Below are 24,809 nucleotides of genomic sequence, written 5' to 3'. Positions count from 1 at the left end.
TTCTGGTGTGGGCTTTTTTTTTTTTTTTATCTTCCACCCCGGGGGGGGGGGGGGGGGGGGGGGGGGGGGGGGGGGGGTGTTTTTTGGGCACGGGCGCCACCGCGGCCTGCTTGTCCACCTGCGCGGACTTGGGGATCAGAGCCTTGAGGATCGCCAGCGGAAGTTGGCCGAGGCGCGGCAGGGGAGCCTGGTCATTGGCGCCGACGGGTTTGTGCCCGATCGGCCGGTTGAACGGTGCGAGCCGCGACGGGCTGGGGATCTGCACGGCCTGGTTGGGCAGGGGCTGCGCCGCGGCGGAGGCCCCCTCGCAGGGCTCGGCATTCGCCGGTGGGGCCACCCCTGCGGCCACGCAGACGCAGATGACGAAGGCGGATGCTGTCGACATCGGAGCCGAGCGCAGGCGCAGCGACATGTCACAACCTCTCGGACAGGACGCGGCGATGACGTCGGCAGTGGGCTGATGTGACGCTAGTGATTCAAGGGGTTTCTGTGATCTGTGATGCGCGATGGGTACCGACTCGTGACCGTGTCGAGATGCCCTCCGGCGGTGATTTGTGGAGTGTCAACCGGCGCCCACCGCCGGTGAAACTCCACAAACCGCGCGGGGCGATAATGGTCGGCGTGGCGTCGGCTGAGCAGACCGGACGGTCGAGGCTGACCGTCACCCCCGCGGACATGACCCAGGCCGCCGTGTTCGCCGCCCTGATCGCCGCACTCGGTCTGCCGGGCACCTTCACCATCGGCCCCAGTGGCGTTCCGATCACCCTGCAGACCCTCGGGGTGATGCTGGCCGGATCGATTCTCGGGCCCCGCAAGGGCGCGCTCGCGGTGGGGCTGTTCGCGATCCTGGCGCTGGCCGGTCTGCCGATCCTGGCCGGTGCGCGGTCCGGACTGGTGGCGCTGGCGTCGCCGACGGCGGGATTCTTCGTCGGGTGGCTGCCGGCCGTCATCGTGATCGGGGCGCTCACCGCGGTGATGATGCCGCGGTATCGAGTGCTGTGGGGCATCGCGATCAACATCGTCGGCGGCATGGCGGTGATCTACGCGTTCGGAACCGCGGGCCTGGTGCTGCGCACGGATCTGTCGTGGTGGGCGGCGTTGTCGGCCAACGGGATCTACCTGCCCGGTGACGTGGCCAAGGCCGTCGTGACAGCCGTGGTCGCGGCCCAGGTGCACCGCGCCCGTCCAGGTCTGATCGCCGCGAGGCGGACGCGCCGCGCCGGTGTGCCCGATGCCTGACGGCGAGACTCCCGGCGTCGTCGTCGACCGGGTGTCCCACGCCTACGGTGAACGCACTGTGCTGCGGGATGTTTCGCTCAACCTGACCGAACGACGCATCGGGGTGGTCGGCCCCAACGGCGGCGGCAAGTCGACTCTGGCCCGGATGATCAACGCACTCGTCGTACCCGACAGCGGAACGGTGCGGGTCGGTGACCTCGACACGAGGAGGTCCGCGCGAAAGGTCCGCCGCGAGGTCGGTTTCGTCTTCACCGACCCGGACCGGCAGATCCTCATGCCGACGGTCGCCGAGGACATCGAACTGTCGCTGTCGCGGCACTCCCTGAGCCGCGCCGAGCGTGCCGATCGCGTTCGGCAGGTGCTCGAACGGTTCGGGTTGGCGGGTCACGCCGACCACCCCGCGCACCTGCTGTCGGGCGGTCAGAAACAGCTGCTCGCGCTGGCGGCTGTCCTGGTCACCGAGCCGCGAATCGTCGTCGCCGACGAGCCGACGACGCTGCTGGACCTGCGCAACGCCCGAATGATGCGAGACGTCTTCGCGACGCTTGACGTGCAGCTCATCGTGGTCACTCACGACCTGGATCTGGTCGACGATTTCGACCGGGTGATCGTCCTCGACGACGGGCGGGTCCGCGCTGACGACGTGCCCGCGGTCGCGCTGCCCGCCTACCGGGAGTCGATGACGTGACGACGCTGGGGCTCTATCAGCCGGGCACGTCGGTCCTGCACCGGCTGCCGGCCGGATTCAAGCTGCTGGCTCTGGGCGTGCTCATCGTGGTGATGTCCGTGTTCGTCGATTCGCCGGCGCGACTCGGGGCAGCGGCCGCGGCTGTCGCTGTGATCGTGGTCCTGACCCGACTCGATGCCCGCATGGTGTTCGCGCAGCTGCGGCCCGTGCTTGCGGTGGTGGTCTTCATCTTCGGATTCCAGGTCCTGCTCACCGACTGGCGCCGCGCTGTGGTGGTGTGCGGAATCCTGCTGCTGTCGGTGCTTTTGGCCATGGTCGTCACGATGAGCACGCGCACCACCGACATGCTGGCCGCTCTGACGGCGGCGATGCGGCCGCTGGGCCGCCTCGGTCTTCCCGTGGACCGCGTGGCGTTGGCGTTGGCCCTGGCCCTCCGGTCCATCCCGCTGATGGTCGAGACGGTGCGTCAGGTCGACGAGGCACGCCGCGCCAGGGGCCTGAGGTTCTCGGCCCGGACCGCCGTGGCCCCCGTGGTCGTCTCCGCGTTGCGCAGTGCCGACGGGTTCGCCGAGGCACTCGTCGCGCGCGGCCTCGACTGACCTCCGCCGTTTCGGCCCACCGCAGTCACGGGTACCTGAGAGAACGCGGTGCCTGCACGGAGGCCGGAATTGGGAGGAGATGGCCATGCGCAGTCGACGGATTCTGCACGCAATGGGCGCGGTTGTGATCGCGACGGGGGGCCTGCTGGTCGGTGCCGGTGGTCCGGCCGCTGCCGAACCCTGTCCGGACGCGGAGGTGGTCTTCGCACGCGGAACGGCCGAACCCCCGGGCGTCGGGGGAGTGGGTCAGGCATTCGTCGACTCCGTCCGTGCTCAGGCGGGCGGCAAGAACGTCGGCGTCTACCCCGTGAACTACGCCGCAAGCGGCAACTTCGACGACCGCATGGAGATTGCCCGCACCGTCGTCGACGGAATTCGCGACGAGCGTGACCGCGTCCAGTTCATGGCCACGAACTGCCCCGACACCAAGCTGATCCTGGGCGGCTATTCGCAGGGGGCCGCGCTCACCGGATTCGTCACCGCACCCAATGTCCCGCCGGGGGTTCCGGCCGGGCTCGTCCCGGCGCCGCTGACCCCGGACCTTGCCGATCACGTTGCCGCCGTCGTCCTGTTCGGCAAGCCCTCGGGGGCGTTCCTGCAGCACTACGACGTGCCCGCACTCGAGATCGGGCCGCTCTTCGCCGACAAGACGCTGAGCCTGTGCGCGGCCGGCGACACCGTCTGTGAAGCGGTTCCGGTGGGCGGGCCGTCGCTGCCCCATGCGCTGTACGCGGTCAACGGCATGGTCGGCGAAGGTGCATCCTTTGCTGCCAGCAGGATCTGAGCGGCGTCAGGCCCGGTCCTCACGGCGGGCCATGTGCAGCCCGATGGTGAACGCCGCCTGATCTGCGTGCTTGAACGGATCTCTGCCGGTGAGCTCGTGGATACGGGCCAGTCGGTGCCGCACGGTGTTGATGTGCAGGTACAACTGGCGCGCGGTCTCGCTCAGCGACCCATCGGCGGCCAGGAAGGTCCGCAGCGTGCGCACGTGCTGCGTGCCGCGCCGCCGGTCCATCTGTGCCAGCGGATCGATCAGCTGCTGTCGGAACGGGGCGAGTTGGGCCAGCGGCAGCTGCTCGAGGAGGCTCTCCAGACTGCTCAACTGATCAGGGCCGACGCGATGGCCGCGACGCTGCGCCAGATCCAGTGCGATGCGGGCCTGGCCGATCGCCGAACCCACTTCGATCAGAGGCACCGGCGCTGAGTGGCCCGACGGCAGTGACAGGTCGTCGACGGCCTCGAACGGGTCCGTACTCAGCATCAGGCACAGGTCAGGGGCGTCTCCCACCAGCGCCTCGGGGAAGGCCATCGACAGCAGCGCGCCCGCTCCGGTGGGCCACGCCGAGCAGACGAGCGATTCGCCGGTGAAGCCCGGCCACGCGAGCAGTTGGCTGAGCGCATCGGGCAGCAGCATGCGCCGCTCCACCAGGGACAGCAGTTGGCCGACCCGTTCTCGGGTCAGGGCGGCTTCGACGTCCCGCTGCCCCTGGGTCGCGCGGACGAACCGCGCGATCAGGTCGAGAAGGCCGGGTTCCGGACGCTCCCCGTGCCCGATCCACTCCAGCGTGCCCACACCGGGCACCGCGACCGAGGCCATCGCCTCCGCGCTGGTGTCGGCCGGGTTCAGCGCGAATGAGCATTCCAGGATCCGGCCCGCGGTGTCGAGCAGTTCGCGAGTGGATTCATGCCGCCGCAGCGACGAGAGCAGCTCGGGCACAAGGGCATTGGTCGCTCGTGCGACAGCGATCTCAACGTCGAGGCCATACTCCGCGACATACCGGCTCACCCTGCTGAACGGAACATCCGGTGACGCGACGACCACTGGAAGGCCGTGTGATCGGCACTGTTCCAGCAGTGCCGGGGGCACCACGTCGTGGCCGTCGCCGACCCCGAAGCAGACTCCGGCCGCATTCGAGGTGACCAGCGAATCGGTGAACATCCGACAGTCTTCGGGCGTCTGCAGGCTGATGCCGACAGTGCAGACCAACTCGCCCCCACGCAGGTAACGCGACGGATCCCGCAGCTCGGTGGTGTGGGCCCAACTGATCGTCCGATCCAGGTCCTGCTCCTGGCCCGCGGCCGCCACCAGACCCAGTCCGGGGGCGTCGAGCAGGTCACGGAGCGTGGGCGCGCCCGACTCCGTGCCCGTCCACACCGGCGAAACCATTGTCCGAGCGTAACGCCGATGTCACATAAGGGGGTGGTGGCGTTGTGCGATCCTCCAATGTCAGGATGTCGACCGGTGCGATGGTTGCGTCTTCGACGTTCCGGCTGGCGCGTGCGCTGACCTCGCGTGATAGTTCCTGCCAACAGCGCACTGAACAGCGGGAGCAACACATGTCGACATCGATCGGGTCCGATGAGCAGCCCCAGGTGCTGCGCCGGGAATTCTCCTTGTGGTCGGCGTTCGCGTTCGCGTTCGCATTCATCTCCCCGATTGTGGCGCTCTACGGCATCTTCGGCCTGGCGTTGTCCGCCGCCGGCCCGAGCTTCTGGTGGGGCTTCCTGCTGGTGTTCGGCGGGCAGTTCCTGGTGGCGCTGGTGTTCGCGACCCTGGTGTCGCGCTGGCCACTGGAGGGCTCGATCTACCAGTGGTCCCGTCGCCTGCTCGGCACCACGTACGGGTGGTTCGCGGGCTGGGTCTACATGTGGACGCTGGTGATCGCGATGGCGACCGTGGCGCTCGGCTCGGCTGGCTTCATCGGCCACATCATCGGGCTGGAGGAGCCCTCAGGTGGGACCCTCGCGCTGATCGCGCTGGTGATCCTGCTGGCCGGCACCGCGGTCAACCTCGTCGGTCGTGGCGCGCTGAAGGTGTTCATGATCGGCAGCATCATCGCCGAGGTCATCGGGTCGGTCGTGCTGGGCACCTGGCTGCTGCTGTTCCACCGGCAGAACTCGCTGTCGGTGCTGTTCGACGGCGGCGGTCCGGACACCGATTTCCTGGCCTATCTGACCGGGCCGTTCATGCTCGCCGTGGCGTTCATCGGCTGGTCCTTCGTGGGCTTCGAAAGTGCCGGATCGATCGCCGAGGAGGTGCACGAGCCACGCAGGCAACTGCCCAAGGCCGTGCTGTTCTCGTTGGCGTTCATCGCGTTGGTGGTCGCCTACTCGAGCCTGGCCATCATCCTGGCGATTCCGGATCTCGATGCCGTCGCCGCGGGGGCGGTCAGCGACCCCGTGTACGACACCCTGACGGTGACGCTGGGTTCCGGTATCGCCAAACCGGTGCAGGTGCTGTTCGTCATCGGGTTCCTGGCCAGCTTCCTGGCCCTGCAGACTTCGGCGTCCCGGGTCATCTGGGCCTACGCGCGTGACGGTGCGCTGCCCGCGGCGGACACCTTGGTCCGCCTGCGGGGTGCGGCGCGCATTCCCGTGGTCGCGATCCTGGTCACCACAGTGGTCGGTGCGGGCCTGTTCCTGCTGAGCATCGTCGCCGGCGACATCTACTCGCTGATGGTCAACTTCACCGCGGGCGGCTTCTACCTCGCCTTCCTGTTCCCCCTCGTGGGATTCCTGGTGGTGCTGCTGCGGCGCGGATGGCGCCCCGGCAACTTCTCGCTGGGCCGCGCGACGGTGCCGGTGGCCGTCGTCGCCGTGGTGTGGGCAGTGTTGCAGTTCCTCAACATCGCATGGCCGCGAGTGGCTTTCGACCAGCGCTGGTTGGACTGGTCGGTGTGGATCGGCGTGGTGGCGCTGGCGGTGATCGGTGCGGCACTCTTCGCCTCGGTGCGCTCGCGCATCACCAGCACGACGGTCGTCGACGACGCCGAGATCCGTGACGAGTTGGCCGACCATCCGTGAGTGAGAAACCCGTCGCGCTGGTGACCGGTGGTGCCAGTGGCATCGGTTCTGCGGTCGTCACCGCCCTGACCAGGCGCGGCTTCACCGTGGGATGTCTCGATCTGGTCGAGTCGGCACCGGAAGCCGAACACACTGTGGCTGTGGATGTTTCGGACAGCGCGGCCGTCGCCGACGCCGTGGCTCAGATTCGGGACAGGCTGGGGCCCGTCCATGCGGTGGTGACATCGGCGGGCCACTACGAGATGACGCCGGTGGCGGACATCAGCGCGCTGGCGTGGCGGCGGATGCTGCGCGTGCACCTCGGCGGGTTGGTGAACGTCGCCCGCGCGACGCTGCCGGACCTGATCGAGCACCGCGGCGCCCTCGTCGCGGTGGCAAGCGAACTTGCCGTCGGCGGGGGCGACGGGGACGCGCACTACGCGGCGGCCAAGGGTGCGATCCTCGGGGCCGTCCGGAGCCTCGCCGCCGAGGTCGCTCCTGCCGGGGTGCGGGTCAACGCGGTCGCCCCGGGCCCGACGGACACCCCGCTGTTGGCCGACGATTCACCCTGGCGCGCAGCGGAATACCTCAACACGCTGCCGCTGCGGCGGCTGGCCGCCCCGCAGGAGGTGGCACGGTGCGTCGAATATCTGGTATGCGATGCAACTTTCAGTGTCGGCGACGTGGTCAATGTGAACTCCGGAGCCGTGATATGAGTGCGAACCTGCAGGGGCGGGTCGCTCTGATCAGCGGCGCCGCCCAGGGCATGGGCGCCGCGCATGCCCGTCGGCTCGCGGCCGCCGGTGCCACGGTGGCCGTCAACGATCTCCGGGACAGTGCGCAACTGCGGGCGCTGGCCGAGGAGATCGGCGGACTGAGCGTCGCCGGTGATGTGTCCGACGCCGACGAATGTGTCCGTATCGCAGCCGATGTCGTGCGGACGACGGGCCGTCTCGACATCCTCGTGGCCAACCATGCCTACATGACCATGGCGCCGCTCTGCCAGCACGCGGACGACGACTGGTGGAAGGTCGTCGACACCAACCTCGGCGGCACGTTCTTTCTGGTGCAGGCCGTGCTGCCACACATGCGCGCGCTGGGCGCGGGCCGCATCGTCGTGATCTCCAGCGAATGGGGTGTGACCGGTTGGCCCGAGGCCACGGCCTACGCTGCCGCGAAGTCGGGGCTCATCTCCCTGGTGAAGACGCTGGGGCGGGAACTGGCTCCCGAACACATCATCGTCAATGCGGTCGCTCCCGGCGTCACCGACACCCCGCAACTGCAGGTCGACGCCGACGCCGCCGGTGTCGACCTGTCCGAGATGCACCGGCGTTATGCAGCGTCGATCCCCCTGGGACGCATCGGGTCTCCCGGCGAAGTGGCGGCGGCGGTCGAACTGCTGTCCGACTTCGACCTGGAGTCCGTCGTCGGCCAAGTGATCTCGTGCAACGGCGGCTCGACCCGGTCGAGAGCCTGACGGAAGGAATGACAGTGCACAGCCAACCGTATGTGGAGACCGCACCCGGGGTCTGGGGACAGGTCGATGCGCAGTCGGTGCCGCGCTACGCGGGACTCGGAACCTTCGCGCGACTGCCGCAGCGCCACGAGGTGCCCGACTACGACATCGCCGTCGTGGGCGTGCCCTTCGACTCCGGGGTGACCTATCGGCCCGGCGCACGCTTCGGCCCCGCCGCGATCCGGCAGGCGTCGCGTCTGCTCAAGCCGTACCACCCGGCCCTCGACGTGACCCCCTTCGCCTCCGCTCAGGTGGTCGACGCCGGCGACATCGCGGCCAACCCCTTCGACATCGGTGCCGCGGTCGATGAGATCCGAGACGGGGTACGGGGTCTGATCAGCCGGGCCGAGCAGCGGGTCGTGCTGCTCGGCGGCGACCACACCATCGCCCTGCCCGCGCTGCAGGCCGTCAACGAGGTGCACGGCCCAGTCGCATTGGTGCACTTCGATGCGCACCTCGACACCTGGGACACCTACTTCGGCGCGCCCTGCACCCACGGCACACCGTTCCGTCGGGCCTCCGAGCAGGGACTGCTGGTCAAGGGTCGCTCCGCACACGTCGGCATCAGGGGCTCGCTCTATGACCGTGCGGACCTCCTGCAGGACGCGGGCCTCGGTTTCACCGTGGTGCACTGCCGTGACATCGACCGCATCGGTGTCGACGGAGTGATCGACCGAGTGCTGGAGCGCGTCGGCGATCACCCCGTGTACGTCTCCATTGACATCGACGTCCTGGACCCCGCGTTCGCGCCCGGAACGGGTACGCCCGAGATCGGCGGCATGACCAGCCGGGAGTTGATCGCGGTCCTACGGGCCATGCGCGCGTTGAACATCGTCGGTGCCGATGTCGTCGAAGTGGCACCGGCCTACGACCACGCCGAAGTCACGGCCGTCGCCGCGGCCAACGTCGCCTACGAGCTCATCAGCATCATGGTGGGCTGATGAACCAGATCCGTTGGCCGGAAGGTAAAACCGCCGCCGCGGCGTTCACCTTCGACGTGGACGCCGAGTCGGCCGTGTTGTGGAACAACCAATCGGTCGGCGCGCGGATGAGCGTCATGAGCCACCAGGCGTACGGCCCCCTGGTCGGCATCCCCCGGATTCTGGACCTGCTGGAGCGCCACCAGATCCCGTCGACGTTCTTCGTTCCGGGGCACACCGCGGACCGCTACCCGGAGGCGATCCGCAGCATCGTCGCGGCCGGCCATGAGATCGCCCACCACGGGTACCTGCATGAGCAGCCGACAGCGCTGACGCTCGAGGAGGAGATCGAGGCGCTCGACAAGGGCTTGGCCGCGCTGGCCGAGGTGGCCGGCGTGCGCCCCAGCGGGTATCGGGCGCCGATGTGGGACCTGTCCTGGCGCACGCCGGCACTGCTGGCCGAACGGGGTTTCCTCTACGACTCCAGCCTGATGGACGCCGACCACCCGTATGAACTGGCCGTCACTCCGGGTGCCGCCGAGTCTCTGGTCGAGATCCCCATTCAGTGGGCCCTGGACGACTGGGAGCAGTACTGCTACCTGCCCGACATCTCCGGAAGCGGACTGATCGAGACTCCGCGCAAGGCCCGCGAACTGTGGCAGGCGGAGTTCGACGGCCTCCACCGAGTCGGCGGCTGCTGGGTGCTCACCAACCATCCGTTCCTGACCGGACGACCCTCGCGCGCCGCCGAACTCGACGACCTGATGCGCTACGTCCTCGATCACGATGACGTCTGGGTCACCAACCTGGCAACCATCGCAGAACACGTTCGCACACTGGGGCTCTCGCCGCGGACCATCACCCCGCCCGACGTTCGCCGCTGAGTCAGGACACCGATTCGGCGGCCTGCTCGATCACGGCGGTGACCGCGTCGGGGTGCGATATCAGCGTCAGGTGCGAGCCGCCGTCGAAGACCGTGACGTGCGAGTTGGCCCGCGCGGCCATGGCCTTCTCCGACGTGGGGGTGATGATCTGGTCGCCGGTGCTGATGAAGTACCACGACGGAATCGTCTTCCACGCAGCATATTTCGACGGCGTCTCGAATGCCGCCGTGGATGCGGTGCGCTGTGCGGCCCACAGCCGGGTGGCGACATCGGCGGGCAGATCGTTGGCGAAGTTGTTCACGAAGATGTCCTTCTTCAGGTACAGATCCACCGCGCCCGCCGGTGCGTCAGGATAGGCGAGCTTGTCGAACAGTTCGCTTTCGGGCCTCTGCTTGAGCACCGAATCCTGCCCGCTCAGGGACCCGTTGGTCTCGCCGACGTCGGGGGCGGCGGCGTCCACGTAGACCAGTGCCTTGACGTCCGGGGACTCCGCTGCGGCGTTGGTGATCACCGAGCCGCCGTAGGAGTGCCCGACCAGCACGACGGGGCCGGTCAGCGTCTTGAGGAAGCCCGCGACGTACTGCGCGTCCGTGGTCAGGTTCTCCAACGGGTTGGCGATCGCGCGCACGTCATATCCCTGGTGCTGCAGCGCGGAGACTTCGCCGTCCCAACTGGAGGAGTCGGCCCAGGCGCCGTGCACCAGCACGATCGTCGGTCTGGGCGCGGTCGGCGCTGGAGCAGCCGATGCCGGTCCTGCGGTCAGGAGCGCGGACACCATGATGCCGATCAATGCGGCTGAGCCTGAGCGTGTGAACATGACTTCGACTGTGCGCGATCGCTGCGCCGGTGTCATCGGCGCTGACTGCCAACCGGTCTACCGGCCAGCGGTACCAGTGTGCCTCGATCGTCGCGGTTACGGCCGGACCGTGACGCGGGTCCCGTTCGACGGGACTGGGCGGGGTGAGTCCGTGCTCAGCAGTACGCGGTGAGCCGTGCCGTCAACGCCACCGAACCGTCGGCGTTGATCGCCTCGGCGTCCGCCACGCCACTGCGCCGGCCCGCGCGCACCAGGGTGCCCATGTAGCGGGAGTCGTCGCCGCACGTCAGCTGCCGGACGAAGTTGACCCGGAGTGAGGCGGTCGTCATCTGCCGTCGTGGGTCGGTGTTCAGCGCCGCCGACGCAACCAGTTCCAGCCCCGCGGACGCCACCCCGCCGTGCACGATGCCCATGTCGTTGTTGAGTGCGGAGTTCGGCAACTGATGCAGCACCGCGGGTTCACCGACGACACCGCGAACGGTCATGATCTCGCTGAGGTCAGTCGGTCTGGGCCGGTCGTCGACCGCGCGCTCGGTGTGGGGGTCCTGGAACACTTCGGGGCGGGCGATGTGCACAGACCGGACCGACCCGGTCCCGATGACGGTGCCGCCATGGGTGAGTTCACACACGCCCAACGCGCTGGTGCCCTTGGCGCCGAACGGGTGTGCCGTGCCGAGCACCGGCACATCCGGCGTGGCGGCGATGATCGCGCCGGCGTCCGCGGTGAGCTCCATCGCGAGTTCGCTCGACACCGTCCACTCGTCGCTGGCCCGTCGATGGTGGTTGACCATCCCCGCGACGTAGTCGACCAGAACCGCCAAGGGGCCCAGCGTCGGATGACCGGTCAGTGGATTGACCAGTCCCACCACGGGCATGACCGCGATGTACGGGTCAGGACTGTCCGCCAGCGTCTCGACGCCGAAGCGCCCCAGCGGGGTGTTCACCGGGTGGACCTTGGCGATCGGCGGGGCCATCCGGCTACTTTACAAACTCAGATCAAGATGTCAGGCACGGCCTCAGAGCAGATAGATCACGAACACCGTGGCCAACAGCACCGCCAGCCAGGCGTCGGTCGCAAGTTTGAGCCACGTCGGTGCGGTGCGGACCTCCATGAAGTGGCGGATGATCAAGCGCCCCTTGATGAAGGCCAGCGCCAGAACCAGAGCGGTGATCGGAGTGCTGGCCTGCACTGTGCCCTGGGCGTTTGCGGGGGCCAGCCACCACGAACCCACCGTGATCACCGTGAGAGCCAGCCACACCCAGGTCATGGTCCGCGCGGAGTCCGGTCGAACCGGAGTCGTCGTATCGGTCATGTCACCTCATCACGTACAGCAGGGCGAAGATCAGCACCCAGAGCAGATCGACCATGTGCCAATAGATTGCGCCGGACTCGACCATCGATGCTCGCCGGCGCGACGGGTTGCGGAGTTCACGCACGAGGACACCCATCACGATGAGCCCGATCAGCACGTGCACCAGGTGCACTCCGGTGATCACGTAGTAGAACGAGTAGAACGTCTCGGCGTTGGTGTGGCCGGCGGAGATCTTGGCGTACCACTCATAGCCCTTGACGATCATGAACAGGAGGCCGAGGAACCCGCCGGCGTAGATCAACCGCACCGCGTGCGCGTACTGACCGCCGCGGGTCGCCAGTACGGCCCGAGCGACGAACCACGAACTGGTCAGCAGGATCACGGTGTTGAGCACGCCGAGGTTGATCGCCAGATGCTGCTGCGCCTGCAGGAACTCGTCGGGGTTCATGGCGCGGTAGATCATGAAGACCACGAAGTATCCGGCGAAGATGATCAGGTCACCGAGGACCATGACCCACATGTCGCCGTCACCGGGCAGGTGAGCGCGCGCAGGCGCCGGATCGGTTTCCGGTGTGGCGGGCGGGGCGTCAGCGGGTGTCACTGAAAGCTCTTCCTTCATCCGGTCAGCCCACCGCCGGTTCGTCTGCGCTCTGCCGCGAGGCGGCCTGCTTGAGCAGGACGATCAGCGCTCCCAACCAGACTGAGAACACCACCACCGACCACCAGAAGGCGATGGAACCGTTCCACGCGAACGGTCCGGCCTTGAAGACGAACATCTGGGTGGCGATGACCTCGGTGATGATCTGCCAGATGGTCACGTACGCAAACCATTTCGGGAAGATGCCGTTCTTGTCGTAGAGGATCGCGATGGCGAAGACCAGGTAGGCCGCTGTGAAGCAGCCCAGCGATCCGTTGTACGACAGCATGCCGAGGTCGTAGAGCAGGCTGATGAGTTCGGGATCCCGGTCGGGTCGGAACGCGGCGGTCAGGAAGCACACCGCCACGAGGAGGAACCCGGGCAGCGCCCCGACCCCCATCCCGCCGATGTACCCGTAGGCGAACACCGAGCCCACCGACATCCGTTTGATCTGGTACGCCACGAGGCCGTTGGTCCAGGCCGCTCCTCCGAGCAGGATCAGCAGCAGAGCGAAGCCGATTTGAATCGTCAGGCCGTGCTGAGTGAAGAACGCGACCTTGTCGGCCGCGGTCACGTCCGGCCGTGGCGGCGGAGTGACCCGTGCCAGTACACAGATGATCACCCCGAAGACGCCGTACCAGATCGGAAAGAACCACGTCATAAAGCGGACGTCCGGCTTTTCTCCGCCTCGGGCGGCGAGCTCTGTGCTCGGCCGATCCGGGGTCAGGGTGCTCATGCGGCCACCACGCCCTCGTCGACGGCCTGGCGAAGCACCGCGCGGCGCAGGACGAAGAACATCACCACCACGAACGCCGCGAATGCGCCGTTGCGCACCCAGAACGACAGGAGACCATCCCAGGCCAACGGACCGGTGTGGAACACCGCGGCGCCTGCTGCGGGAACCATCGCGATCGCGGTGGCCAACGAGTAGTGGCCCACCCAGCGGGGGAACACCGGATCCGCGGCGTCATCGAAGTAGACGGCCAGCGCAAGCACGACGAACTGGCTGACCACCATCCCGATTGGGGCGATGAGCACGATCCAGGCCAGATCGTTGAGCAGCAACACCAGTTCGGGGTTGCGGTCCGGACGGAACGCCGCGACGAGAAACAGGACATTCGACAGCGCGAAGATGGTGACACCGCTGACCACGGCCGTCAGGTAGCAGTAGGCCAATACGTGGGTCTGCTTCATCCGCTTCATCTGCACCGCGATCACCATGAAGAACGGCAGCACCATGACCCCGCAGAGATTGAACGTCACCTGGGAGAAGCGGATCCAGGCGGTGTGTTCGGCGTAGAACGACGCGACCTGATCAGCCGACATCGTCGGAGACATCGGTGGCCAGAATCCGGGGAAGGCCAGCATCGCGATCACCAGAACGGCCCCCACCGCCGGTCCGGTCCACAGGCTGACCCACTGCGCCTTGATATTCCCCGATTTGGGCAGGTCCTGCACCTGCTCGACGATCTGCACTCTCACCCTCCCTTAAGTGACTTGAATCAGTTCGCGTGCGGCGGCAACGTCGACCCTCGATGCTGCGAACGCCTCAACATGCCGAGTGACTTCGCCTGGGCGCGGACATCTCTGCTCGCTGAGCACGCTATCCCGGGACCCGCGGTAAGGAAAGGGCGAAACTGAGTGAAGTCAGTGAAAGGCGCGGTCCGCCGGATGTGCCGGGCTCACTCCACGAGGAGTGGGCCCGCTTCGCGTTTACTGTTCTGTGTTCTCGACCGGAATGCGCCTGCGCTTCACCAGAGGCGTCCACACGAAGGAGAAGATGTGCCGATCACACTGTTGAACCCCGATGGACTGCCCCAACACGACATCTACCGGCAGGTGGCGGTGGCCACCGGAACGAAGTTGGTGTTCGTTGCAGGACAGGTCGCCCGGACGGCGGACGGTGAGCGGGTCGGTGAAGGTGATCTGGCCGCGCAGGTCGAGCAGTGCTACGAGAATCTGGCGACGGCACTGGCGGCGGCGGGGGCCTCGTTCGACGACGTCACGAAACTGACTGCCTACTTCGTGGAGTGGGCGCCGGAGAAGATGTCTCAGTGGGTCGAAGGGGTGGCGCGGGCCTCTGCGCGACTGGGCATCACGGCGGCGCCTCCGCTGACGGGGATCGGAGTGGCCGCGCTGGCCGAACCCGATCTCCTCGTCGAGGTCGAGGCGGTTGCGGTCATCGACTAGATTCCGCGTGGCGCGGTCGGATCCGTCGGGCGACGCCGCCGATCAGCCGCGTGTGACCAGTCAGACATTGATCGTGCACTAACTATTAGGGCACCATGGAGTGGTGACCACGGCCCAGGAAATCGACCCCCTCGCGCTGGAGCAGCAGGTGTGCTTCGCGCTCGCGGTCACCAACCGGGCGGTGCTCGCGGTGTACCGGCCTCTGCTCGAACCTCTCGGGCTGACCCATCCGCAGTACCTGGTGATGCTCGCACTCTGGGATCATCAGAAGGGTGCGGGAGAGGACAGGCCGGCCATGGCGGTCAAACAGATCGCTGAGGTGCTCCAGCTCGACTCAGCCACGCTGTCACCCATGCTGAAGCGATTGGAGGGGCTGGGCCTCATCACCCGGACCCGAAGCGTCACCGACGAACGCGCCATCGACGTCAGGCTCACCGATGCCGGTATGGCGCTGCGCACCCGCGCACTCAAGATCCCGTACACGGTGGTCGAGCAGCTGGGTGTCGACCTCTCCGAGCTTGAGCATCTGCGTGAGGTGCTGACCCGGATCAACGCGGCCGCGTTGGCGGCCGGCGCATTACAGACCTGACCACCATCGACCCGTAGGAGTGACCATGGCCGCGGCCAAACCAAACCTCTGGCAGTACATCGCCTACTCGTATGGCAAGCGCCTCCCCGACAGCATGCGCGAGTGGGTCGCGCAGGACATCACTGGCGACGGGGCGATTCGCCGGCACCTCATTCGCATGGCGATTCCGCCGCTGTTCGTTCTCGGGCCGCTGTGGCTGCTGCCCGCGTCGCTGTACGTGCACCTCGAGATGACGGTGCCGATCTACATCTGGGCGCTCCTGATGGCGCTGGCGCTGAACAAGGTGTGGCGCCGGCATCGACTGGCCCAGCACGGCATCGACCCGGGTCTGATCGACGTGGTGAACCGCCAGAAGCAGGCCCACATCCACGAGGATTACGCGCGTCGGTTCGGCCCGCGGCCTGAAGAGGCCAAGTGGCAGTCCAACAGCACGCCGTTCTAGTCGACCCGCACTCAGCCGAACTCGAGGAGGGTGTAGGCCCCGCGGTACTGCTTGGTGAGCTTCAACTGCCAGAACGCGGGGAACACCTTCTCGAACAGGAAGCCCCGTCCGGCCGGCATCGGCAGATCGTGCACCGCGCGGATACCGGGAACGGTGTTGACCAGGTCCGCCAGTTCGGCGGGCGTGAGGCTGAACGGCATGGGTGGGACGCGGTAGCGGCGGGTTGACCGCACGCCCTTCGGCGCGAACTTCTTCACCAGCACGGGCGGCAGGTCGAAGATCATCTGTCCACCGGGGAAACGGCGCGCGCACTCGGTGATCAGCCCCATGGACTCCTCGGGCTGCAGGTACATCAGCAGGCCCTCAGCGGTGATGAAGACGCCCTCGCTGGTGTCGACCCGGTCCATCCAGGAGTAGTCCAGCGCGGACTGGGCCAGGGTGTGAATTCTGGGCGAGGACGGCAGCAGCCGCTCGCGAAGTTTGATGATCGGATCGAAGTCGATTGTCAGCCACTGGAACTGGCTGTCGGGCAGGGCGCTGGACAGCCGCCAGAAGCTGGTCTGCAGACCCTCGGCGAGTGCGACGACCGTGGCCTTGGGGTGCGCGGTCAGGTACTGGGATGCAGCCTTGTCGAATGCCAGCGAGCGCAGGGCCATCTCCTGGCCCTTGCGGCCGAACTTCTCGAAGTCGAACTCGATCGAGTCGACCAGCCTGATCGCCTCCGGGTCATTGAGGATGGCCTGGGGATGCCGCGCCTGGTGGGCGCGGCCGTACAGCGTCAGCAACGCGGTCTCCGACACACCGGTCAAGTTGCTGGCGTCGATCTTTTTCGCTGGTCTGTCCACGGCACCGAAGATACCGGCGTCTGGAGTGTGGGCCGACACGGCCGTCGAGCGAGCGATGCCGCCACGGCCGTCGAGCCTTCGGTGCGGACACAGTTTCGATCAGCCGTCCCGGCCCAGAACCGCGACCACTCGGTCGGTCCAGTCGGTGCCGACGCTTCCGCGGCGCGCGAACTGTGCGATGTAGCTGCCCACGATCATGTCGACGACGGCGTCGCCGTCCCCCTCGTCGTGGTCCAGTACCTCGACCGCCGGGCGTCGCTGAGCCTGAAGACTCAGCCAACCGCCTCGGCAAGGGACGCGCACAGTCGCTCGCGATGGTGACGGGCATCCCCGGACAGTGCCGCGTCCGCCCGGGCGCGGCGCAGATACAGGTGCAGGTCGTGTTCCCAGGTGAAGCCGATGCCGCCGTGCAGTTGCAGGGCGTGCCCGGCCACGCGGTTGATGGCGTCTGACACGTAGGCCTTGGCGATGCTGACCGCGCGCTCGACGTCGTGGCTCTCACTGTCCAGCGTCAACGCCGCGTAATAGGCCGCCGCGGTGCTGGCCTGCACCCAGATGCGCATGTCGGCGCACTTGTGTTTGACCGCCTGGAAGCTGCCCACCGGTTTGCCGAACTGGACGCGTTCCTTGACGTAACCGACGGTCATGTCGAGCAGTCGCTGTCCGATGCCCACGAGTTCGGCCGAAACCAGCGCGGTGTTGAGCGCCAGGGTGCGATCCAGCGATCGCTCTGCGAGATCGCCTGAGGCGCAGAGGGCTTCGGCGCCCACGGTCACCTTGTCGAAGGTCACGTCACAGTAGCTGCGCGTGACGTCGAGGGTCGCTTGGCGCTCGATTCTGACGCCGGGGCTGTCCGTGTCGACGATGAAGCGGGCCAGGTGCCCATCGAGCACGGCGTCGACGAGCAGGGTCTGCGCGGTGTCGGCATCCTGCACGGAAACCTTCGCGCCGTCGAGCACCCAGCCTTCGCCGTGCCGCACAGCGGCGGTGCTGATCCCGGCGCGCGACCATGGCTGGCCGTACTCGGCGAAGGCCCATGACGCCGTGCAGGTGCCCTCTGAGATCGACTGCAGCAGTTTGGATCTCTGGGCCGTCTCCGAACGCCCGACCGCATCGGCCACGACCACCGTGGGGATGAACGGCGTGGCGGCCAGGCTTCGCCCCAGTTCGACGGTGACGAGGGCAAGGTCGATCGCCTGCTGTCCCAGACCACCGTCGTCCTCGGCGATCGCCAGCGCCGGCCAGCCGAGCTCGACGCCGTGGCGCCACAGCTCGACGTCGAATCCGGCGTCGGAGTCGATCAGCTCGCGTGTGCGGTCAAGCGAACACTTGGCGGCCAGCAGCGACCGAGTGGCGTCGACGAGACCCCTCTGCTCGTCGGTGAGCTCGAAATCCACGGGGTGCTCCTTAGCTGACGTCGGCGTATCGAAGGGGGATTGCAAAACCCGCTCCAAAGATACAGGATACTGATTAAGGTAAATGGCGGTCGGGTCACAGCGCTGGGAGAGAGATTCGTGCAACTCGGGCAGGACACCGAACTCGACGAAGTGCGACGTCGGGTTCGCGATCTGGCAGCCAAACATGCCCCACCTCGGCACGCTCGCACCGGCGTCCGCGCACCCGAACCCCACGAGATCCCCGCACTGCGCGAATGGACTGGACTGCTGTTCTCGGAACAGTTGCTGGGAGTGCACTGGCCCGTCGAGTACGGGGGTCTGGAGAACCCGCATCCGCTGTTCGAGTCGGCGGTCACCGACGAACTCATCCGCGCCGGCGGCGCAGGGCCCGTGGGCGGCGGCCTGTTGGCGGCCGCAGCGATCATCGCCTCGGGCACCCAGGAACAGAAGGACCACTTCCTGCCGCGCATCCGGTCAGGCGAGCACATCTGGTGCCAGCTGTTCAGCGAGCCCGACGCCGGAAGTGACCTGGCCAGCCTGCGGACAAGGGCCCGCCGGGACGGCGATGACTTCATCGTCAACGGTCAGAAGGTGTGGACCACCAATGGCCAGTACGCCGACTGGGGATATCTGCTGGCACGCACGGACAATGACGTCCCGAAGCACGCGGGCATCACCGCTTTCGCGCTGGACATGACCACGCCGGGCGTCTCAGTCCGGCCACTGCGGGAGATCACCGGGACCGCAGACTTCAACGAGGTGTTCTTCGACGAGGTTCGGATCCCGGCGAGCATGGTGATCGGCGAGGTCAACCAGGGTTGGGCGGTCACGACCGCCAGCCTGGCCCTCGAACGGTCCAGTGCGGGCAGCGGGGCGTCGCTGTTCGGTGCACTGGACCGGTTGGCGCGCCTGGCGAAAGAGGTGACGGTCGAGGGCCGGCCGGCGATCGAGCGCGACGATGTGCGTCAGGCCATCGGCGGGTTCGTCGCGGATGTGCATGTCAATTCCCTGGTTTCGGCATTCGGCGACAGTCGCGCGCTGCATGGAACCGGGGACCTCGGTGACGCTCCGGTGTCGAAGATCCTGTTCAGCGAGATCAACCTGGCCCTGCACGAGTACGGGCTGGAACTGCAGGGGCACGACGGAGTCCGGATCGAGGGCGACTCGCAGGTGCGTGACCAGGGCTGGTGGCAGGACGCGTTCCTGTATGGGCGCGCATTCACGATCGCCGGCGGTACCAACGAGGTGTTGCGCAACCTGATCGCCGAACGCGCACTGGGACTGCCGCGTTGACTCCGTCCGCACCTGTGGGTGCGGCGCCGATCAGCGCCATCGAAGGTTTCGAGTTGGAGGAGACATAATGCCGCTGCAGGATTGGATGAAGATCATCTCGGTGGACGACCACGTCATCGAGCACCCTCGTGTGTGGCAGGACCGGCTTGAGCAGCGCTACCGGGATGAGGGTCCGCAGATCATCGAAACGCCTGAGGGGCACCATGTCTGGCGTTACGAAGGCCAGCTCTACCCGCAGATCGGGTTGAATGCGGTCGCGGGTAAGCCGCCGTCGGAGTACGGCATGGAACCCGTGCGCTACGACCAGATGATTCCGGGCTGCTACGACCCCGCCGAACGGGTCAAGGATATGGACATCGACGGTGTGCACGCCGCGTTGTCGTTCCCATCGTTCCCCGGATTCGGCGGCGGTGTGTTCCAGCGGGCCAAGGACAAGGATCTGGCCCACGCCTGCGTCACGGCCTGGAACGACTTCCAGGTCGACGAGTGGTGCGCGAGCGCGCCGGATCGTCTGATTCCGCTGGGTATTCTGCCGACCTGGGACCCGCAGGCCGCCGCGACCGAGGTGGAGCGGTTGGCGGCCAAGGGGACCAAGGCGGTGTCCTTCCCGGACAGCCCGGTCCCGTTGGGCCTGCCGTCGTTCCACCACCCCACCCACTGGGAGGTGCTGTGGGACGCGCTGGAGGCCGCGGACATGCCGGTGTGTCTGCATTTCGGTGCGGGCGGCTACGTTCCGGGCTTTTCGTTCCAGAACCCGAATCCCGAGGATATGGCGCCGTTCGCGGTCGCGATCGCGACGTTCTCGACCAACCTGATGTGGAGCACCGCGGACCTGGTGTTCTCGGGCATGCTGCAACGGCATCCGAACATCAAGTTCATGCTGTCCGAGGGCGGCATCGGATGGATTCCCTACCTGCTGGAACGTCTGGACTACACCTGGGAGCGGCACCGCTGGTACCAGAACATCAGCCGTACCGACCGACCCTCCGACCTGTTCCGGAAACACTTCTGGGGCTGCTTCATCGACGACGAGCACGGAGTGAACTCGCGGGAGCTGATCGGCATCGAGAACATCCTCGTCGAGGTCGACTATCCGCACTCGGACTCCAACTGGCCCAACAGCCGCAAGCGGATCTCCGAGAACCTGCTGAACGTCCCCGACGCCGACGTGCACCGCATCGTCGAACTCAACGCCCGAGAACTGCTGCACTTCGACGGCGGACGCTGACGGATGGCGGATGAGCCGGACGCCAGGGGCGACGACGGGACAGTGGTGGATCGGCCTGAGACCGACGACTACGACCTGTTGACGTTCGGTGAGGTGGCGGCCCGGCTCTCCGAGGAAGTCGTCTCAACCACAGCGGAATTGGATCAGGAGCGCAGCAAGTCTCCGCCTGACCCTGACCGGGTGCGTCGTCTCGAGGAACGCATCGAACTGCTGCGCCGCAGCGGCGAACGCTACCGACGAGACCAGGAGGCGGGGGAGGCCTTCAAACGTAGGTTCGGGGCAGCGATCACATCGGAGCCCGATCAGCCTCGGTGGGGTTGAGGGGAGCGGGGGGCCAATGGCGGCAACGGGGGAGAATCCATCACCGGTCGGTGACATCACCGACTGGACGAAGGGCTACGTCTCGCGGCATCCCGTCGCCTCGCTGGAGACGGTCGGCAGTCAGTTCATCCTGGGACTGCGAGCGCTGCAGTACCTGATCCAGGACATCGCACGCTGGCGCTTCCCGTTCCCCGAGTTTGTGCATCAGGCGGCCTTCATGGCATCGACGGCGCTTTTGCCGACGATGTGTGTGGCCATCCCCATCGGCGTGACCCTGCAGATTCAGTTCGCGCTGTTGGCCGGACAGGTCGGCGCGACATCACTGGCGGGGGCTGCCAGTGGGCTGGCCGTGATCAAACAGGGCGCACCGCTGGTCGCGGCGCTGCTGATGGCGTCGGCGGTGGGCTCCGCGATCTGCGCCGACCTCGGGTCACGGACCATCCGCGAAGAAGTCGATGCCCTTGAAGTGCTGGGCATCTCGGCGATCCGGCGACTGGTGGTGCCGCGGATGGCGGCGGCCATCGTGGTCAGCGTCGCGCTCACCGGCCTGGTCTGCTACATCGGATTCCTGGCCGGCTACCTGTTCAACACATTCGCGCAGAACGGCGCCCCGGGCAGTTTCGTGACCACGTTCGCGTCCTTCGCGACCGTGGGCGACCTGGTGCTGACCGTCATCAAGTCGATCGTCTTCGGAGCCATCGTGGCCATCGTGGCGTGCGACAAGGGGCTGACCACGAAGGGCGGTCCCGCAGGGGTGGCCAACTCGGTCAACGCCACCGTCGTCGCGTCGATCCTGCTGCTGATGATCACCAACGTGGTGTTCACCCAGATGTACGTCCTGCTGTTCCCGAAGGCCTCCCTGTGAGGGCCGCACCGTACTACCCGCGGGGTGTCCGCCCGATCGTCAGCGCGACGACGTCGGTGGCCGGACTGGGGATCCGTCTCGGCCACATGCTGACGTTCTTCGTGCATGCCGTGGGGGGTGTGCCGGTGACGTTGACGCGGTACCGAAAGGCCTTCCTGGCCATCCTCTCCGACGTCACGTGGGGAAACGGGTCCATCGTGGTCGGTGGCGGCACGGCGGGCGTGATCATCGTGCTGGGCGCGACCGCGGGCGCGATCATCGGCATCGAAGGCCTGCAGGCGCTGCACCTGCTCGGGATGGAACCCGCGGCGGGTCTGCTGTCGTCCACGGTGTCCACGCGTGAACTGGCCCCGATCATGGCGGCCCTGGCGTTCGCGGCGCAGGCGGGCTGCCGATTCACCGCCCAGTTGGGGTCGATGCGCATCTCCGAGGAGATCGACGCCATGGAATCGCTTGCCATCAGGCCGATTCCATACCTGGTGACCACACGACTGCTGGCCTCGGTGGTCGCCATCATCCCCCTGTACATCTTGTGCCTGGTGGTCAACTACGCGTCCGTGCAGCTCATCGTGACGTTGTCCGGTGGGGTGTCGGCGGGCTCGTATGACCACTACTTCCGGCTGGTGCTGACCGGCACCGACATCGCCTACTCGGTGGCCAAGGCGATTGTCTTCGTCACCATCACCTCGACCATCCAGTGCTACTACGGCTACTTCGCCTCCGGTGGTCCGCAGGGTGTCGGCATCGCGGCGGGACGGGCGATGCGCGCCAGCATCTCGGTGATGATCATCGCGAATCTGCTTCTCACGGTGGGACTGTGGGGAATCGGATCCGGCGCGAGGTTGGGCGGCTGACGATGATGCAGGGACTCGAGTCAGCGCAACGGCCGATCTCGGATCGGCGGCTGCTCCTGCGCGGGCTGGGCCTGCTGCTGGCCGCGTTGGTGGTGTCGGCCATCGCGATCGCCAAGTCGGAGGGTGCCTTCTCGAATAGGCTGGAGGTCGTCGCACTGCTCACCGACGTCGGCGACGGCCTGCCGTCGGGCTCGGACGTGAAGTTCCGCGGTGCGCTGGTGGGTTCGGTGGAAGGGGTGACCCCCGCGCTCGACGGTCAACCGAACCGAGTCAGGCTCAGCCTCGATCCGCACTTCTCGGGAGGCATCCCCGCCAACGTCACGGCACGCGTGGTGCCGGGCAACGTCTTCGCGGTGTCGTCCATCCAACTGATCGACAACGGCCCGGCACCGAGCCTGCGGGCAGACGACCAGATCGCGCAGGACGACAGCCTGGCCACCGTGCAGTTCCAGACCGCGCTGACCAAACTGCGCGACGTGATGGCTGCTGCGGGCAGGCCGGGATCCCGGGACAGCGTGGGCGTGCTGGCGGCGGTCGCCGAGGCCACCGCCGGCAAGGGCGACGAACTGACCCATGCCGGCGGCGGCGCCAAACGCATTGTCGACGAGATCAACCGGGTGATGGCCCCCGATGGCAGCGAGGCCACGCTGGACGTGCTCTCGGAGGCCCTGCAGGGCCTTCAGGCGTCGTCACCGGAACTGCTCGACGCCGTGCACAACGCGGTGGTCCCCATGCGGACGGTGGCCGAAAAACGCCAGGAGCTCACGTCTTTCCTGTCCGCCGGGATCACCACGTTCGGCACTATGGGGGAGGCGTTCGAGAACAACACCGATCGCATCATCGTGATCACGACTCAGTTGTCGCCCGTGGTGGGGGTGCTCGCCGACGGCGGAGGGGAGTTCGCGCCGATGGTCACCAGGATCAATGACGTCACCAACCGGTTCTTCGCCCACGTCTGGCATTCGGACCGGCAGAAGGCCGTGGGCAAGTTCATGTTGGTGTTCACGCCGAACAAGATGTACACGCGGCAGGACTGCCCTCGGTACGGCGAGTTGGAGGGGCCAAGCTGTCAGAACGCTCCGCTGACGGCCGATCCGCCTGTCCTGCCGCGCAACTTCGACCCCGCCAACCTGCCTACGCCGCCGGGCGGCAACGTCGGACCGGTGGGCAGTCCCGAGGAGCGTGCGCAGATGGCCGAACTCCTGGGACCCGACACCAACGTCGCCTCGGAACTGCTGCTCGGTCCGGTCGCACGCGGCAACACCGTGACGGTGATCCCCGATCCCGGTGCACCCCCACCAGGACCACCGCTGCCTGCCGAGGCCGGAGCACCAGCACCGGGGGTGGGGCCATGAGCTACCGCAAGCCCCTCATCGGGTTGTGTGTCTTCTTGACGGTGTGTTTCGCCCTGCTGTGGTCGGTGTTCGTCACCCTGCAGCGCAACGTCGGCGCGCCCGCGGAGTCCTACAGCGCGTTGTTCACCGACGCCTCCGGTCTCAAGGCCGGTGACGAGGTCCGGATGGCCGGTGTGAAGGTGGGCCGGGTCGACGCCGTCCGATTGGACGGCAGACTGGCTCGGGTCGACTTCCAGGTGGCCTCAGACCAGGTGTTGTACGGAAACACCAAGGCGTCCATCGACTATCAGAACATCATCGGCCAGCGGTATCTGGGGCTCTCACTCGCCGACTTCGGCGATCCGCAGACGCTGCCCGCGGGCGCACTGATCCCGGAGACACGCACCGAGCCGTCCTTCGACATCTCACGACTGCTCAACGGTTTCGAACCGCTGTTCGCGCTGCTCAACCCCGAGCAGGTGGACAACCTGACCACCGCGATCGTGCGTTCCATGCAGGGCGACAGCGGTGCGGTCACGACGCTGATCGCCGAGACCACCCGGTTGGCGCAGTCGTATTCCGGCACTGACGCGATTCTCGAGGGTGTGCTGACCCACCTGAACTCCGTGCTGGACCAGGTGGCCCAACGCAGCGGTGACCTGGACGCCTCGATCAGCTCGGCGAAGACGATGTTCAGCGGATTCGCCCAGCGCCGTGCTGAATTCATCGACTCCATGCAGCAGGTGTCCATCGTGGGTGGCCGCCTGGCCGACATCGTGGGCGACGTGCAGCCGGACCTTCGGCAGTGGCTGGAACGCGACCCCGGCTTCGCCAAGCACTTCATGGAGGACAAGCAGGGCTTTGCGTACATGGCGTTCAACACGCCACTCATGCTCAAGGGATTGGCCCGGATGAGCCAAGGAGGATCGCATCTCGACATCTATGCGTGTCACATCACGGTCAGCCAGTTCCCCCGCATCGACGCCCTGATCGACGCGATCGTGCGCAACGGAACCCGCGGCGGCGTCATCCAGAACAGCACGAAGTGCAGGTGA

At 67.0% G+C, this 24,809-nt stretch carries 29 protein-coding genes and 1 pseudogene; 19 read left to right on the top strand and 11 right to left on the bottom strand.

The window, feature by feature from the left end:
- Positions 1 to 412: pseudogene (locus A5727_RS28260) on the bottom strand (hypothetical protein); the annotation flags it as partial.
- Positions 413 to 612: 200 nt separating this feature from the next.
- Between A5727_RS28260 and A5727_RS23160 the strand changes: the two are divergent.
- The 4 genes from A5727_RS23160 (at position 613) to A5727_RS23145 (ending at position 3,310) form a co-directional block, all read left to right on the top strand.
- Positions 613 to 1,239 (top strand): biotin transporter BioY, encoded by a 627-nt coding sequence (locus A5727_RS23160; RefSeq protein WP_068255733.1) that lies wholly within the window; start codon positions 613 to 615, stop codon positions 1,237 to 1,239.
- The gene (locus A5727_RS23155; protein ID WP_068255728.1) at positions 1,232 to 1,927 is read left to right on the top strand and encodes an energy-coupling factor ABC transporter ATP-binding protein; all 696 of its coding nucleotides are present in this window, start codon (positions 1,232 to 1,234) and stop codon (positions 1,925 to 1,927) included. Before A5727_RS23160 ends, A5727_RS23155 begins: the two co-directional genes overlap by 8 nt.
- Complete coding sequence (locus A5727_RS23150; RefSeq protein ID WP_068255725.1) at positions 1,924 to 2,526, top strand: energy-coupling factor transporter transmembrane component T family protein; 603 nt, start codon at positions 1,924 to 1,926, stop codon at positions 2,524 to 2,526. The genes A5727_RS23155 and A5727_RS23150 overlap by 4 nt, the downstream gene beginning before the upstream one ends.
- 85 nt (positions 2,527 to 2,611) lie before the next feature.
- The gene (locus A5727_RS23145; protein ID WP_157521530.1) at positions 2,612 to 3,310 is read left to right on the top strand and encodes a cutinase family protein; all 699 of its coding nucleotides are present in this window, start codon (positions 2,612 to 2,614) and stop codon (positions 3,308 to 3,310) included.
- Positions 3,311 to 3,316: 6 nt separating this feature from the next.
- Here A5727_RS23145 and A5727_RS23140 read toward each other — a convergent pair whose 3' ends face one another.
- Positions 3,317 to 4,693 carry a PucR family transcriptional regulator gene (locus A5727_RS23140; RefSeq protein WP_068255721.1) on the bottom strand — a complete coding sequence of 459 codons (1,377 nt, stop codon included), beginning with the start codon at positions 4,691 to 4,693 and terminating at the stop codon, positions 3,317 to 3,319.
- A 170-nt stretch (positions 4,694 to 4,863) separates the two neighbouring features.
- On the opposite strand from A5727_RS23140, the gene A5727_RS23135 reads away from it, so the two are divergent.
- Genes A5727_RS23135 through A5727_RS23115 form a run of 5 tightly spaced genes read left to right on the top strand, consistent with a single transcriptional unit; the run spans position 4,864 to position 9,629 of the window.
- The gene (locus tag A5727_RS23135) at positions 4,864 to 6,330 is read left to right on the top strand and encodes an APC family permease (RefSeq protein WP_068255719.1); all 1,467 of its coding nucleotides are present in this window, start codon (positions 4,864 to 4,866) and stop codon (positions 6,328 to 6,330) included.
- Positions 6,327 to 7,025 carry an SDR family NAD(P)-dependent oxidoreductase gene (locus A5727_RS23130; protein WP_068255716.1) on the top strand — a complete coding sequence of 233 codons (699 nt, stop codon included), beginning with the start codon at positions 6,327 to 6,329 and terminating at the stop codon, positions 7,023 to 7,025. The genes A5727_RS23135 and A5727_RS23130 overlap by 4 nt, the downstream gene beginning before the upstream one ends.
- The gene (locus tag A5727_RS23125; RefSeq protein WP_068255714.1) at positions 7,022 to 7,786 is read left to right on the top strand and encodes an SDR family NAD(P)-dependent oxidoreductase; all 765 of its coding nucleotides are present in this window, start codon (positions 7,022 to 7,024) and stop codon (positions 7,784 to 7,786) included. Before A5727_RS23130 ends, A5727_RS23125 begins: the two co-directional genes overlap by 4 nt.
- An 8-nt stretch (positions 7,787 to 7,794) precedes the next feature.
- Entirely contained in the window at positions 7,795 to 8,766 is a 972-nt protein-coding gene (speB, locus tag A5727_RS23120) for an agmatinase (RefSeq protein WP_197507731.1), read from the top strand.
- Positions 8,766 to 9,629 (top strand): polysaccharide deacetylase family protein, encoded by an 864-nt coding sequence (locus A5727_RS23115; RefSeq protein WP_068255712.1) that lies wholly within the window; start codon positions 8,766 to 8,768, stop codon positions 9,627 to 9,629. The genes speB and A5727_RS23115 overlap by 1 nt, the downstream gene beginning before the upstream one ends.
- A 1-nt stretch (position 9,630) precedes the next feature.
- Here A5727_RS23115 and A5727_RS23110 read toward each other — a convergent pair whose 3' ends face one another.
- The 6 genes from A5727_RS23110 to A5727_RS23085 all read right to left on the bottom strand — a co-directional run bounded on the left by A5727_RS23110 (position 9,631) and on the right by A5727_RS23085 (position 13,872).
- A complete protein-coding gene (locus tag A5727_RS23110; RefSeq protein ID WP_068255797.1) occupies positions 9,631 to 10,446 on the bottom strand; it encodes an alpha/beta fold hydrolase in 816 nt (271 codons plus the stop codon).
- A gap of 155 nt (positions 10,447 to 10,601) precedes the next feature.
- Positions 10,602 to 11,420, bottom strand: a complete 819-nt coding sequence (locus A5727_RS23105; protein WP_068255709.1) for a PaaI family thioesterase — start codon at positions 11,418 to 11,420, stop codon at positions 10,602 to 10,604.
- Between the two features lie 42 nt (positions 11,421 to 11,462).
- Positions 11,463 to 11,759, bottom strand: coding sequence for a cytochrome C oxidase subunit IV family protein (locus A5727_RS23100; RefSeq protein ID WP_068255707.1), 297 nt, complete (start codon positions 11,757 to 11,759; stop codon positions 11,463 to 11,465).
- A gap of 1 nt (position 11,760) precedes the next feature.
- A complete protein-coding gene (locus tag A5727_RS23095) occupies positions 11,761 to 12,279 on the bottom strand; it encodes a cytochrome c oxidase subunit 3 (protein ID WP_197507732.1) in 519 nt (172 codons plus the stop codon).
- A gap of 103 nt (positions 12,280 to 12,382) precedes the next feature.
- Positions 12,383 to 13,132: a hypothetical protein gene (locus tag A5727_RS23090; RefSeq protein ID WP_068255700.1), complete on the bottom strand. Its 750-nt coding sequence runs from the start codon at positions 13,130 to 13,132 to the stop codon at positions 12,383 to 12,385.
- Entirely contained in the window at positions 13,129 to 13,872 is a 744-nt protein-coding gene (locus A5727_RS23085; protein WP_068255692.1) for a hypothetical protein, read from the bottom strand. The genes A5727_RS23090 and A5727_RS23085 overlap by 4 nt, the downstream gene beginning before the upstream one ends.
- Before the next feature lie 306 nt (positions 13,873 to 14,178).
- Here A5727_RS23085 and A5727_RS23080 point away from each other — a divergent pair, with 306 nt between their 5' ends.
- The 3 genes from A5727_RS23080 (at position 14,179) to A5727_RS23070 (ending at position 15,617) form a co-directional block, all read left to right on the top strand.
- Complete coding sequence (locus A5727_RS23080; protein ID WP_068255690.1) at positions 14,179 to 14,586, top strand: RidA family protein; 408 nt, start codon at positions 14,179 to 14,181, stop codon at positions 14,584 to 14,586.
- Between the two features lie 103 nt (positions 14,587 to 14,689).
- Positions 14,690 to 15,175, top strand: a complete 486-nt coding sequence (locus A5727_RS23075; RefSeq protein WP_068255791.1) for a MarR family winged helix-turn-helix transcriptional regulator — start codon at positions 14,690 to 14,692, stop codon at positions 15,173 to 15,175.
- Positions 15,176 to 15,200: 25 nt separating this feature from the next.
- Complete coding sequence (locus A5727_RS23070) at positions 15,201 to 15,617, top strand: DUF5313 domain-containing protein (RefSeq protein ID WP_068255688.1); 417 nt, start codon at positions 15,201 to 15,203, stop codon at positions 15,615 to 15,617.
- Between the two features lie 11 nt (positions 15,618 to 15,628).
- On the opposite strand, the gene A5727_RS23065 is transcribed toward A5727_RS23070, so the two are convergent.
- From A5727_RS23065 to A5727_RS23055, 3 genes are all read right to left on the bottom strand, one after another.
- Positions 15,629 to 16,462: a class I SAM-dependent methyltransferase gene (locus A5727_RS23065; protein ID WP_068255788.1), complete on the bottom strand. Its 834-nt coding sequence runs from the start codon at positions 16,460 to 16,462 to the stop codon at positions 15,629 to 15,631.
- Positions 16,463 to 16,561: 99 nt separating this feature from the next.
- Positions 16,562 to 16,765, bottom strand: coding sequence for a hypothetical protein (locus A5727_RS23060; protein ID WP_068255685.1), 204 nt, complete (start codon positions 16,763 to 16,765; stop codon positions 16,562 to 16,564).
- The gene (locus tag A5727_RS23055; RefSeq protein ID WP_068255681.1) at positions 16,735 to 17,859 is read right to left on the bottom strand and encodes an acyl-CoA dehydrogenase family protein; all 1,125 of its coding nucleotides are present in this window, start codon (positions 17,857 to 17,859) and stop codon (positions 16,735 to 16,737) included. Before A5727_RS23055 ends, A5727_RS23060 begins: the two co-directional genes overlap by 31 nt.
- 117 nt (positions 17,860 to 17,976) lie before the next feature.
- Here A5727_RS23055 and A5727_RS23050 point away from each other — a divergent pair, with 117 nt between their 5' ends.
- The 7 genes from A5727_RS23050 (at position 17,977) to A5727_RS23020 (ending at position 24,809) form a co-directional block, all read left to right on the top strand.
- On the top strand, positions 17,977 to 19,152 hold the full coding sequence (locus tag A5727_RS23050) for an acyl-CoA dehydrogenase family protein (protein ID WP_068255677.1): 1,176 nt from the start codon (positions 17,977 to 17,979) through the stop codon (positions 19,150 to 19,152).
- Positions 19,153 to 19,219: 67 nt separating this feature from the next.
- Positions 19,220 to 20,380 (top strand): amidohydrolase family protein, encoded by a 1,161-nt coding sequence (locus A5727_RS23045; protein ID WP_068255674.1) that lies wholly within the window; start codon positions 19,220 to 19,222, stop codon positions 20,378 to 20,380.
- Between the two features lie 3 nt (positions 20,381 to 20,383).
- Positions 20,384 to 20,701: a hypothetical protein gene (locus A5727_RS23040; protein ID WP_068255671.1), complete on the top strand. Its 318-nt coding sequence runs from the start codon at positions 20,384 to 20,386 to the stop codon at positions 20,699 to 20,701.
- A 16-nt stretch (positions 20,702 to 20,717) separates the two neighbouring features.
- Positions 20,718 to 21,566 carry an MlaE family ABC transporter permease gene (locus A5727_RS23035; protein ID WP_068255668.1) on the top strand — a complete coding sequence of 283 codons (849 nt, stop codon included), beginning with the start codon at positions 20,718 to 20,720 and terminating at the stop codon, positions 21,564 to 21,566.
- Positions 21,563 to 22,420 carry an ABC transporter permease gene (locus A5727_RS23030; RefSeq protein ID WP_068255664.1) on the top strand — a complete coding sequence of 286 codons (858 nt, stop codon included), beginning with the start codon at positions 21,563 to 21,565 and terminating at the stop codon, positions 22,418 to 22,420. The genes A5727_RS23035 and A5727_RS23030 overlap by 4 nt, the downstream gene beginning before the upstream one ends.
- The gene (locus A5727_RS23025) at positions 22,384 to 23,775 is read left to right on the top strand and encodes an MlaD family protein (protein ID WP_353612277.1); all 1,392 of its coding nucleotides are present in this window, start codon (positions 22,384 to 22,386) and stop codon (positions 23,773 to 23,775) included. The genes A5727_RS23030 and A5727_RS23025 overlap by 37 nt, the downstream gene beginning before the upstream one ends.
- Positions 23,772 to 24,809 (top strand): MCE family protein, encoded by a 1,038-nt coding sequence (locus A5727_RS23020; RefSeq protein ID WP_068255658.1) that lies wholly within the window; start codon positions 23,772 to 23,774, stop codon positions 24,807 to 24,809. Before A5727_RS23025 ends, A5727_RS23020 begins: the two co-directional genes overlap by 4 nt.

The organism is Mycobacterium sp. ACS4331 (assembly GCF_001667265.1).
GTDB lineage: Bacteria > Actinomycetota > Actinomycetes > Mycobacteriales > Mycobacteriaceae > Mycobacterium.
The sequence above is the reverse complement of the archived record's forward strand: the minus strand, read 5'-3'. Positions and strand labels throughout refer to the sequence as shown.